Here is a 10687-nt window from a genome sequence, read left to right as displayed (position 1 = left end):
GATACTGGAGCGCCCGCTCGTGGGAGCCAAGAGGCGCGATCAGCCCGGCATCGAGGTTCTGGTCGGCGATGTGGAGGATCAGTGCCCCCGACTCGAAGACCGGACCGCCTTCCTCCTCGAGCGCGGGCGCACGCCCGAGCGGGTGGAGGGCACGGTACTCCGGTGTCTGCTTCGTGTCCCGCGACATGATGGTGAGGTCGAAGGGAATGCCGAGCTCCTCGAGAATCCAGAGCACGCGCGTAGAACGGGAACGGGGCTGGTGATGGAGTCGCATCGCGCGATCCTAGATGATTGATCCATCTTCGGAATCAATCATCGAGTTGCACTCGTCGCTGACCTCCTCGAGCCGGGCGTCGCACAGCGTTCGACAGGAACAGCATCGTCGTGAGGCATTCCGCTAGCCGCGCCTCCTTCGAAGTTCGACGACCGAGCTGATTGAATCGAGCCCGATGTCGATCTCGTTTCATCACGTACTCCTCGAGACGGCAACGGCGGTCGTTCCCGAGCTCGCCATGTTCTACTCGGGCACACTCGGACTCAGGCCCGTGCCGGCTGAAACGGGCAATGTTGCCGTCGCGGTGGGGGAGACGACCCTCGAGTTCCGTCCCGGTCACGGTCGCCCGTTCTACCACTACGCACTTCTTGTTCCGGGTGACCGCTTCGACGCGGCGTATCGCTGGGCTGTCGGACGCCTTGCTCTCCTCCCCGACGTTCGCACGGGTGCGAAGGTCTTCGACTTCGAGCACTGGGATGCGCAGGCGCTCTACTTCCACGATCCGGCCGACAACATCGGAGAGCTGATCGCTCACCGGGGGATCGGAGAGTCGGGCGTCACGGGGCGCTTTCAGCCGGACGAGTTGCTCGGGCTCTCGGAGGTGGGCATCGTCGGAGATCCGCCGCTCCTTGCCGAGGCGCTCGCTGAGACGTTCGCACTCCCGGTCTGGAGCGGCTCCGTCACCGAGGAGGGGCGGCTGGGGTTCATCGGCGAGAAGGCACGGACGCTGATCCTTGCGCGGGCAGGACGTCCGTGGCTCCCCACGGGGCGGCCCGCAGAAGCGCATCCCTTGGAGGTTGTTCTTGCTGGTGTGGTGGACGGCGATATCCAGCTCGATTCGGGCGGTTCCGTTCGCAGAGTCTCGCTTCCGCATCCCAGCTGACCAGGTACGGTCGGTCGATGCAGGCGCTCGACACGTTTCTGCCGCGGTTCGACGTCAACGAGACACACTCGGTCAGCCTTGCGTGCGATGCGGAGCGAGCACTCGAGCTCGCCCTGACGGCTCCGGCTGCTCCTGGCCGACTCGTCGCCGCGCTGTTTCGCGCTCGGGGGTTGCCGCCGGGCACATCCGTCCAAGAGCTGTTCGATCGGATGGGGTTCGACACGCTTTCGAGCTCAACCACGGAGGTTGTGCTCGGCGCCTGCGGAACACCGTGGCGGCCGTCGGGAAGGCTTGGCCCGTTTGTCGACCCGCGCTCGGGAACGGTTCGTGTCGCGACCGACATTCGAGCGACGCCTGTTGACGGCGGCTGCATCCTGTCCACCGAGACGCGCGTCCTGGCCGTCGACGATGCCGCTCGGCGCGCGTTTCACCGCTACTGGGTCGTCGTCGGGCCGTTTTCCGCCTTGATCCGGCGTCGCTGGCTCAGGGCGGCTGAGGATGCTACGACGCGCGACGGGTTCGGCGGAACAGGTAGGCGAAGTTGATCGACCAGCCGATGCCGTCGGTGCGACGAACAAAGAGGCGAGGCTCGTCGGGACGCCAGATGTTGCGCGTGTAGCTCGTGTTCCAGTCGCTCACGGCGGGAGCGTATCGGTCCCTAGTTCGGGCCGGGCGCCCGCCAACCGATCGAGCCGCGACTCGTCTCAACCACGCCACGGGGCGACGTGCCGCAAACGGGGCACGTGGAGGCGCGGTCGGGTGATATCGCGAGCCTCCCGCACGACGATCCGCCTCGCCGCGCGAGACTCACTCAGGATTCGTCAGGAGCCGCGTCGGTCTCGTGGAGAGCCTGTCGCGCGCGGCCGAACCCCTCGTGCTCGAGGGTCGTCTGAACACTCTCACGCGCCTTGTGGATACGCCACTTCACGGTGGCAAGGGTGATCTCGAGCGAATCCGCGATCTCGTGGTAGGAGAGGCCGACGATGTCCCGGAGCAACAGCGCCGTGCGCAGGTCGTGGTTGAGAAGTGCGACGGCCGCCCAGAGGGCTTCGATCGGCTCCGCCTGCTCGAACCGAGGCTCGACGAGCATCGGCATCGCCACGTCGTCGATGTTGAGCGCGTTCGGTCGACGCTCGATCGCGCGGAGCTCGTCGATGACGGCGTTCTTCGCGATCTGGAACAGCCATGTCGTGAACGCCGAGTCGCCCGTAAACCCGGGCAGGCCCTTGAAGACCTTGAGAAAGACGTCCTGCGTCAGATCCTCCGCAAGTCGTCGATCGTCGACGAGACGGTAGATATACGTGAACACGAGCCGTTCGTACGCGTGGACGATGACGGCGAACGCGCGCTGATCACCACGCTTTGCACGACGCAGCACGGCCACGTCCGGCTGCGTGAGGGCCGAGCCGGTCTGCTTCAGGACGTCCATGTCAGTTGCCGTCACCGCCTCGAGGGTTCGCCGCCGGGGGGTCCGTCTCCTCTGTCATCGGCCAACCGTGACGGCCGCACGATCGTACGTCAAGGGGGAATGCGATCACTCGCCATAAGGGTGACGTCCGATCCGGAAGACATCCTCGAGAGATGCCCGTACAACTCGTCCTCGATCTCTTCGCGTCGCCTCCAGTTGAGCCATCGGCTGATCGTCCCGGGGTCGCCCTGGACCGCGGTGGGGCGCCTATTCCCACGGGCTACGCCGTGTTCGACTGCGAGACGACCGGAACCGATACGACACACGACGAGATCGTCTCGCTCGCTCTGATTCAGCTCGACCGAGACGGCGGCGAGACGGAGCGGACCACGAGACTCGTCAGGCCGACGAGGGAGATTCCGGCAGAGGCCACAGCAGTGCACGGGATCTCTGCCGCCGACGTCGCAGACGCGCCCTTCTTCTCCGACATCGCGTCCGAGCTTCGGGCGCGCCTCGGCGACTCCGTCTTTGTCGCCCACAACGTCGGTTTCGACCTGCCGCTGCTCCAGCGCGCGTTCGAGCGAGCCGGAATCGAGTACGCCCCTGACGCGACGGCCTGCACGCTCGAGGCGTTCCGGCTGCTCGAGCCGCTTGCCGACAACCATCGCCTGCAATCGATCTGCGAGCGACGCGACATCACTCTCGAAGGCGCCCACGAGGCGCTGAGCGACGTCCTCGCGACCGCTGAGCTGTTGCGTGTCGTGCTCGCAGAGGACATTGCGCCGGAGACGATCGAACTCGACACCTCTGCCTACATGCGGCTTCGCTCGCGGGGCGACACGCGCCCTGCTTCGGAACCGCAGATCCGCCGGCTCTTCGGCATGGCGCGGTCCGCCGGGCTGCGACTGGCGGACGGCAGCGTCGACCGAAATGGGGTGGTCGCCCTCGCCGAGCGCGTGGCGGGTACGACCGACGTCGACTCGCTCACGCGCGCCCAGGTACAAGACGTGTACGACGCGCTCGAGGAGCTGATCGAGCAGCAGGCTGCCCTCGGACTTGCTGCCTCCGGGTGACGCGGCGCCGTTCGCGGACGTGCATCGGCTCCCCCGGGCCGTGCAGGGCGTCGACCCGGAGACCGGCCTGAACGTCCACGACGGAGATCGTCAGGTTCCGGGCCACGTGGCCCTCTTCGAAGCAGGCTAGGGGGGCGGGTCGGCCCGGGGTGGGACGAGGAGGAGCACAAGCGGGGAAGGTTCGGTCGACACGCTCGCCCCGGCCGCCGGCGATCTTGCGGGAACGCTTCCGAACCAGGCTCACAGTTCCTGCTACCGTTCATCACAGATAGAGCGATTCAGGTTTGCGCGAAGTGCGCCTTCCCTATGCGTTCGTGAGTTGTGGTGGGAGGTGTATTTCATGGCAGAAGGAACCGTTAAGTGGTTCAACGATGCGAAGGGTTTCGGTTTTATCGAGCCCGCCGAGGGATCGAAGGATCTCTTCGTGCATCACAGCAACATCGCCGGTGACGGCTTCAAGTCGCTCCCCGAGGGCGCAAAGGTCACATTCGAGGCCCGCGAGGGCGCGAAGGGCCCGGAGGCAACGAACGTCGTCGTCGTCTCGTAGTTCGGTTGCATAGTCGGCCCGCCAAAGCCGTGTGACATGATTTCCCGTCACACGGCGGCGGCGGAACGACGCAGGTAGCAGTGCCCGCGGTCGCTTCGGTGGCCGCGGGCGCCGCTTCCGCCCCGCTGATTCGAGGAAAGGAGCTGCGCTATCGCCGTCAAGGAAGAGAAGATCGAGATGGAGGGCGAGATCACCGAGGCCCTCCGCAACCGGATGTTCCGGCTCAAGCTCGACAACGGGCACGAGATGATCGGCTACACCGCTGGCCGCATGAAGCGGTACAGGATTCGCATGCTCCCCGGTGATCGCGTTCGGGTCGAGCTTTCACCGTACGATCTCGACCGCGGCCGCATCGTCTACCGGCTCCGCTAGCAGCGGGGAGTAGGCCGGATGGCCGATCGAGCCGCAGACCTCCGGATGGAGCTTGCCGGGCTGCTCTCGCAGCACGAGCCGACGCTCCGCGAGTACGAGCGCACCGACCTGTTGCAGCTCGAGCAGCGCTGCGCATGGAGGCCGGGCAGCCGTCCGACGCGTCCCGAGCCGATGGTCGTCGCATTCCTCAATCTGTTCGATCGCGCCGAACAGGAAGAGCTGACCGACCGCACGCTCGCAGCTGGCACTGTCGACGCGTTGCGACGCGAATTCCGCGCGCAGATCGCACGCGAGACCGTCTAGCCGCGCGCCTCGCGAGCTGCCGCGGCTGCTCGCTCGCGCTCTGCCTGCTCTATCACCCTGCGCACGGCGAGCCTCTTCTCGACGCTGTCTGCGAACGGCATCCGCTCGAGCGGCGGCAGCTCGAACACGCTCTCCCGCGGGTCCGCAGCGAGCTCCTCGTGCGGCCCCCGAGCCGCGACGTCCTCCCCCATAGGACACAGCATCTCCATTTCCATCGCAATGTCCAGAGGCAGCTTGCTCACCGGCCAGGCGTAGCGCTCCGACCCCGGCCGCTAGCTTTCGGGCATTCATGAGCCGATACCTCCGCAACAGCTCGCCTGACGAGGAAGCACACGCTTCGCATCTCGAGCTGTTCTACGACCTCGTCTTCGTCCTCGCTGTGACGCAGCTCTCGCACCTGCTTCTCGGCCACCTGACCTGGGGTGGGGCCGGGCGGTCACTCCTCGTCCTGCTCGTGATCTGGTGGGCGTGGACCTACACCACGTGGGTAACGAACATGCTCGATCCCGACGCGATCGTCGTGCGGCTGCTCGTGCTCGCGCTGATGTTCGGGAGCCTCGTCATCGCCGTGGCGATCCCCGACGCGTTCGGAACTCGCGCCCTGCTCTTCGCCGGAGCGTACGTCGCAATCCAGGTCGGGAGGACTGCCTTCCTCGCGTTCGTCGTGGCCGGGCGCGGCTCGCCGGAGCGAGCTCCCGCCACGCACATCCTCACGTGGTTCATGGCCTCCGGAGTCTTCTGGCTCGCCGGCGGCTTCGCGTCCGGTTCCGCGCTGATCACCCTCTGGCTCATCGCGATCGCGATCGACTACTCTGCGCCCCTCGTCTTCTACAGGGTTCCGGGACGTCGCCGACTCAGCCCCAGCTCCTGGGACGTCGAGACGTCGCACTTCGCCGAGCGGTTCCAGCTCTTCATCATCATCGCCCTCGGCGAGTCGATCGTCGTCACGGGCGCAACGACCTCGGAGCTCCCGCTCGACGCCGCGCGCTTTGCGGCGTTCGGGCTTGCGTTCCTCTCAACGGCTGCGTTCTGGTGGCTGTACTTTCACCTCGTCGCCACGATCTCGCAACGCCAGCTCGCGTCAGCGCAGGAAAGCACCCGGCTCGCGCGGGACGGGTACACGTATCTTCACGTCGTCATCGTCGCGGGCATCATCGTTTCCGCAGTCGGCGACGAGCTCGTGATCGCCCATCCACGCGACACGCTTCCGACCCCAGAGCTCGTCGCGCTTGTCGCGGGGCCTGCCATCTATCTCCTTGGGCACGTGCTCTTCCGGCTGTGCATGGCCGGTACGGTCGGCTGGTGGAGGTTGGCAGGAGCGATTGCCTGTGTTCTCGTCGGGCTCGTGGGCCTGAACGCATCGGCCCTCGTCGTCGCCTCCCTGCTCGTCGCCGTTCTCGCGGCCGTGATTGCGTCGGAGCTCATCGCGGGTCGAAGGAGGGTGAATCGGGGGGAGCCGTCGACGCTCGAGCGGCTGGAGGCGGACGCTTCAACGTGAGAGGTCCTTCTTTTTCGGCGTAGAGTTGCGCCGATGCTGTGCACGAGCGGTTCCCGACGTCAGTCACGATGCTGAGAAAGGCGATTCTCGCCGCCGCGGAGAGTCCGCGGATGCAGCGCGGTGTACGACGCCACGGCATGCGTCTCGGCGCCGCTCGTTTCGTCGCGGGCGAGACGCTCGACCAGGCCATCGTCGTCCTCCGCGGTCTCAACGAGAAGGGGCTTCGCGCCAACACGACGCTCCTCGGCGAGGGAGTAAACGACGAGGCCGAGACGCGGGCCGTGGTCGACAGCTACAAGGAGATCCTCGATCGCATCGCGGCCGAGGACATCCGGGTCAACGTCGCGCTCAAGCTCACCCATCTCGGGCTCGGGTTCGACGAGCAGCTCGCCCGCGCGAACATCGCCGAGCTCGTCTCACATGCGGGGCGACTCGGAAACTTCGTCCGGCTCGACATGGAGGAGTCGGCGTTCGTCGATGCAACACTCAGGATCTACCGAGGTCTCCGTGAGGAGGGTCACGAGAACGTCGGCACGGTTCTGCAGTCGTACCTCTACCGTACGCCCGGCGATCTCGAGGCGCTGCTCGATCTCTCGCCGAACCTGCGCTTCGTCAAGGGCGCGTACCTCGAACCCCCCAACCTTGCGTATCCCGAGAAGAAGGATGTCGATGCGGCGTACAGGAGTCTCGTCGAGCGGTCCTTGTCCGCCGGTGGTTTCACGGCTATTGCGACGCACGATCCGGCGCTCATCGCGCAGGCGATCGCGTACGAGAAGGCAAACGGCGTCGGGCGCGACCGGTTCCAGTTTCAGATGCTCTATGGCGTCCGCGGCAAGCTGCAGCTCGATCTCGTCGCGAAGGGCTACGACGTGCTCGTGGCGACCCCGTACGGCCCGGATTGGTACCGCTACTTGATGCGTCGCCTGGCCGAGAGGCCCGCGAACATGCTCTTCATCGCAAAGAACGTGATTCGGCGCTAGGCCGAAGCCGCGTTGACGACCAGATCGACGCGGCCGTGCGCTTCGGCCGCTTCGGTCAGCGCCGCTCGCACGCTCGCCTGCTCGGTCACGTCGGCACGGAGGGCGAGCGCACCCGCCTCGGTGCCTCCGGCCAGCGTCGAGTCTGGCCGCGCGACTCCTGCCACGGCCCAGCCCTCCGCGCAGAGCAAGTCGATGATCCTCTAGCCGAATTTGCGGGCTCCGAAGACGACGGCGCTTCTGCGGTTGCTGTCGCTCGTTCTCGTCGCGTGCCTTTCGATAGTGGGCGAAGAGGCCTTCGGAGCCTATCGGACGGCTGGTTCCCGCTCCTCCGCCGGGCGCGCCTGTGCAAGCATCCAGGCATCGAACCCCTCCCAAGGAGCTGAAATGGCCCGACCTGTCACCCTCTTCACCGGCCAGTGGGCCGACCTGCCACTCGTCGATCTCGCGGCGGACCTCGGCGCCTGGGGCTTCGACGGCGTCGAGCTCGCATGCTGGGGCGACCACTTCGACGTTGAAAGGGCAGTCGCGGATCCGGGCTACGTCAAGGAGCGCCGGGCCTTGCTCGAGAGCCATGGCCTCGGCTGCTGGGCGATCGGCGCCCACCTCGTCGGCCAGGCTGTCGCCGATCCGATCGACGCGAGACACAAGGGGATCCTCCCGCCCGAGGTGTGGGGCGACGGAGACCCGGAAGGCGTCCGGCAGCGGGCCGCGGAACGGATGAAGGACACGGCTCGGGCAGCCGCGGCGTTCGGTGTCCCGGTCGTCAACGGCTTCACCGGCTCACCCGTCTGGCACATGCTCTACTCGTTCCCGCCGAACGACTTCGACAGCGTCGAGCGCGGTTACCAGGAGTTCGCCGAGCGCTGGGGGCCGATCATCGACGTCTTCGACTCGGAGGGAGTGCGGTTCGCGCTCGAGGTGCATCCGACCGAGATCGCCTACGACTTCGTCACGACGCGCAAGGCGCTCGACGCGATCGGGAACCGACCGGGCTTCGGGATCAACCTCGACCCGAGCCACTTCGCCCATCAGTTCCTCGACACGGCGGCGTTCGCGATCGAGTTCGCCGATCGCATCTACCACGTGCACGTGAAGGACTCGCGCCGCTTCCTCGACGGACGCAGCTCGATTCTTGGCGGCCACCTCAACTTCGGCGAGCCGCAGCGCGGCTGGGACTTCGTCTCGCCTGGCCACGGTGACGTCGACTTCGAGGCGTTCTTCCGCGCGCTCAACAGGATCGGCTACTCGGGACCGCTCTCGATCGAGTGGGAGGACTCGGGGATGGATCGGGAGTGGGGGGCAAAGGACGCGCTCGCGTTTGTCCGGCGCACCGACTTTGCGCCCTCGGCGATCGCGTTCGACGCGGCGATGCAGCGGGAGTAGTCATAACCCGTTTCTCCCCGGGCGCAGCGTCGAGTTCGGCGGTCGAGCGTCTTTCGGGAACGCGAGCGCTGGGCCGCGGGAGAGACCGCGCGGCTGACTGTTGTCCTGCCGCGCTTGACTCCCGCACGTCCGTCATCAATGCTCGTCGTGGTGGAACCTCAGTCGAGCTCGGTGGAGCCGCACGCGGTGGAGACCTCGTCGAACGGTTCCGTGCCCAAGATCCGCCTCGAAGGCGTGCACAAGAGCTTTGGCGACAACATCGTTCTGAGCGGCATCGACCTCACCGTGTCCGCGGGCGAAGTCCTCGTGATCATTGGCCGCAGCGGCAGCGGCAAGAGCACGCTCCTGCGCTGCACGAACCTCCTCGAGCCTCTCGACTCGGGTCGAATCTACCTCGAAGGGGTAGAGATCACTGCGAATGGCGTCGATGTCTCTCTCGTCAGACAGCAGGTCGGCATGGTGTTCCAGCAGTTCAATCTCTTTCCGCATCTTGACGTGCTGGACAACCTTACGCTCGCAGCACGCAGGATTAAGAGGGTCGATCGCAAGGAGGCCGAGCTGCGCGCGCGCGAACTGCTGACGCGCGTCGGACTGGAAGAGAAGGCACACCAGCATCCGCATCAGCTCTCCGGTGGGCAGCAGCAACGCGTTGCGATTGCGCGCGCGCTGATGATGGCGCCGCATGTGATGCTGTTCGACGAGGTGACGTCTGCCCTCGACCCGGAGCTCGTCGGCGAGGTGCTCGTTGTCATGCGTGATCTGGCGCGCGACGGAATGACGATGCTCGTGGTCACCCATGAGATGCAGTTCGCCCGAGAAGTGGGTGACAGATTGGTGTTCATGGACGGCGGGCAGATAGTCGAGCAGGGCAAGCCTGCCGACGTGCTCGACGATCCGAATGACGAGCGGACGCGGCGGTTCCTCCGCCGGACGCTCCAGTTGGCGGACTCCCTCGAGGAGTTGTCGATCGACGAGGAAGGAGTGACAGAATGAAACGGATCATCCTGGCAACTATCGGGGTGGCGCTCGTTTCGGCGGTACTGGCCACATGGGGACTTGCGCAGTCGACGGCGGCGGAGAGTGCGGCATCGCCGGCGGCGGCGAAAGCTACGATTCCGAAGCTGCCGGCGTTGCCGAGCGAGGTGCGGTCGCGCAAGCGCTGGCTGATAGGCGTCAAGTGCGACTTCCCACCGTTCGGGTTCATCGACGTCCAGGGAAAGAACGGCGGCTATGACGTCGAAGTGGCGCGCCGGTTTGCGACACTCGGGTTTGGTAGACCGAACCGCGTCAGCCTCACCTGCGTGACGACGCCGAGTCGGATCCCGACGCTCGAGTCCAAGCGGGTCGACGTCATTATCTCGACGCTCACCTGGACTGCGGCCCGGGCCCAGCAGATCGACTTCTCGATCCCGTACTATGCGGCAACCGGGCGGCTGCTCGTCAAGAACGAGTCGTCAGTGACCTCCACAGCCGACCTCGCAGGAAAGACGGTTGTGACGACGCGTGGAGCGCTCTACGCAACCTGGATGCGCAATTGCTTCAAGTCGACGAAGATCCTGGAGGTCGACGGTACGGCCGCAGCGGTGCTCGCGGTCAAGAATGGCCAAGCGGAGGCGTTCATGTTCGACGACGCATTCGTGCTCGGGGTTGCTACTCTGGACAACAGCCTCAAGCTGACGAGCGACAAGTTCCTCGCCGTTCCCTGGGGGATCGGGATCCGCAAGGGTGACACGGAGACGGCCAGGTGGGTCAATGCGGCAATCCGGCGGATGCGTGCGAAGGACGAGTTTGCTGCGATTCTGAGGCGCAATGCACCGGCGAGATTCGTCCCGGGCTTCCTCGACAACGTCCCGCGTCCGGGGAACGCCTTCGCGTACCCGGTCGGCAAGGACCCGACGGCAAGCTGCACGTAATCCAAACCAAGTCTCGGAGCGCGGGTCGGGGGGTGGCCGCACGCGCGGCCACC

General features: G+C 66.0%; 16 protein-coding genes. 11 read left to right on the top strand and 5 right to left on the bottom strand.

Translation table 11 applies throughout. From position 1 onward, the window contains the following. The coding region (locus ABIR74_RS13390) for a glutathione S-transferase N-terminal domain-containing protein (RefSeq protein ID WP_348178955.1) at positions 1–274 on the bottom strand (274 nt) is incomplete at its 3' end. Between the two features lie 175 nt (positions 275–449). On the opposite strand from ABIR74_RS13390, the gene ABIR74_RS13385 reads away from it, so the two are divergent. Together ABIR74_RS13385 and ABIR74_RS13380 are read left to right on the top strand one after the other, a co-directional pair. Beyond that, complete coding sequence (locus tag ABIR74_RS13385) at positions 450–1157, top strand: hypothetical protein (protein ID WP_348178953.1); 708 nt, start codon at positions 450–452, stop codon at positions 1155–1157. Positions 1158–1174: 17 nt separating this feature from the next. After that, entirely contained in the window at positions 1175–1702 is a 528-nt protein-coding gene (locus ABIR74_RS13380; RefSeq protein ID WP_348178951.1) for a hypothetical protein, read from the top strand. Here ABIR74_RS13380 and ABIR74_RS13375 read toward each other — a convergent pair. Together ABIR74_RS13375 and ABIR74_RS13370 are read right to left on the bottom strand one after the other, a co-directional pair. Beyond that, positions 1659–1796: a hypothetical protein gene (locus tag ABIR74_RS13375; protein WP_348178949.1), complete on the bottom strand. Its 138-nt coding sequence runs from the start codon at positions 1794–1796 to the stop codon at positions 1659–1661. The genes ABIR74_RS13380 and ABIR74_RS13375 overlap by 44 nt on opposite strands. A 172-nt stretch (positions 1797–1968) precedes the next feature. Continuing rightward, complete coding sequence (locus ABIR74_RS13370) at positions 1969–2601, bottom strand: sigma-70 family RNA polymerase sigma factor (RefSeq protein WP_348178947.1); 633 nt, start codon at positions 2599–2601, stop codon at positions 1969–1971. 137 nt (positions 2602–2738) lie between these two features. On the opposite strand from ABIR74_RS13370, the gene ABIR74_RS13365 reads away from it, so the two are divergent. From ABIR74_RS13365 to ABIR74_RS13350, 4 genes are all read left to right on the top strand, one after another. Next, the gene (locus ABIR74_RS13365) at positions 2739–3638 is read left to right on the top strand and encodes a 3'-5' exonuclease (RefSeq protein WP_348178945.1); all 900 of its coding nucleotides are present in this window, start codon (positions 2739–2741) and stop codon (positions 3636–3638) included. 340 nt (positions 3639–3978) lie between these two features. After that, positions 3979–4185, top strand: coding sequence for a cold shock domain-containing protein (locus ABIR74_RS13360; RefSeq protein ID WP_348178943.1), 207 nt, complete (start codon positions 3979–3981; stop codon positions 4183–4185). 150 nt (positions 4186–4335) lie between these two features. After that, on the top strand, positions 4336–4557 hold the full coding sequence (infA, locus tag ABIR74_RS13355) for a translation initiation factor IF-1 (protein ID WP_348178957.1): 222 nt from the start codon (positions 4336–4338) through the stop codon (positions 4555–4557). An 18-nt stretch (positions 4558–4575) separates the two neighbouring features. Then, complete coding sequence (locus ABIR74_RS13350) at positions 4576–4860, top strand: hypothetical protein (RefSeq protein WP_348178941.1); 285 nt, start codon at positions 4576–4578, stop codon at positions 4858–4860. On the opposite strand, the gene ABIR74_RS13345 is transcribed toward ABIR74_RS13350, so the two are convergent. Next, positions 4857–5102 (bottom strand): hypothetical protein, encoded by a 246-nt coding sequence (locus tag ABIR74_RS13345; protein WP_348178939.1) that lies wholly within the window; start codon positions 5100–5102, stop codon positions 4857–4859. The genes ABIR74_RS13350 and ABIR74_RS13345 overlap by 4 nt on opposite strands. Before the next feature lie 47 nt (positions 5103–5149). Here ABIR74_RS13345 and ABIR74_RS13340 point away from each other — a divergent pair, with 47 nt between their 5' ends. Both ABIR74_RS13340 and ABIR74_RS13335 read left to right on the top strand, forming a co-directional pair. Beyond that, on the top strand, positions 5150–6358 hold the full coding sequence (locus ABIR74_RS13340) for a low temperature requirement protein A (RefSeq protein ID WP_348178937.1): 1209 nt from the start codon (positions 5150–5152) through the stop codon (positions 6356–6358). Positions 6359–6468: 110 nt separating this feature from the next. Further along, on the top strand, positions 6469–7338 hold the full coding sequence (locus ABIR74_RS13335; protein ID WP_348178935.1) for a proline dehydrogenase family protein: 870 nt from the start codon (positions 6469–6471) through the stop codon (positions 7336–7338). Here ABIR74_RS13335 and ABIR74_RS13330 read toward each other — a convergent pair. Beyond that, positions 7335–7526 (bottom strand): hypothetical protein, encoded by a 192-nt coding sequence (locus tag ABIR74_RS13330; protein WP_348178933.1) that lies wholly within the window; start codon positions 7524–7526, stop codon positions 7335–7337. The genes ABIR74_RS13335 and ABIR74_RS13330 overlap by 4 nt on opposite strands. Positions 7527–7722: 196 nt before the next feature. Here ABIR74_RS13330 and ABIR74_RS13325 point away from each other — a divergent pair, with 196 nt between their 5' ends. From ABIR74_RS13325 to ABIR74_RS13315, 3 genes are all read left to right on the top strand, one after another. Further along, positions 7723–8721 (top strand): sugar phosphate isomerase/epimerase family protein, encoded by a 999-nt coding sequence (locus tag ABIR74_RS13325; RefSeq protein WP_348178931.1) that lies wholly within the window; start codon positions 7723–7725, stop codon positions 8719–8721. A 210-nt stretch (positions 8722–8931) separates the two neighbouring features. Beyond that, positions 8932–9714, top strand: a complete 783-nt coding sequence (locus ABIR74_RS13320; protein ID WP_348178929.1) for an amino acid ABC transporter ATP-binding protein — start codon at positions 8932–8934, stop codon at positions 9712–9714. Beyond that, entirely contained in the window at positions 9711–10634 is a 924-nt protein-coding gene (locus ABIR74_RS13315) for a transporter substrate-binding domain-containing protein (protein WP_348178927.1), read from the top strand. Before ABIR74_RS13320 ends, ABIR74_RS13315 begins: the two co-directional genes overlap by 4 nt. Positions 10635–10687 lie beyond the last annotated feature (53 nt).

The organism is Gaiella sp., from assembly GCF_039915195.1.
Taxonomy (GTDB): domain Bacteria; phylum Actinomycetota; class Thermoleophilia; order Gaiellales; family Gaiellaceae; genus Gaiella.
This window is presented reverse-complemented; position numbering and strand designations above follow the sequence as displayed.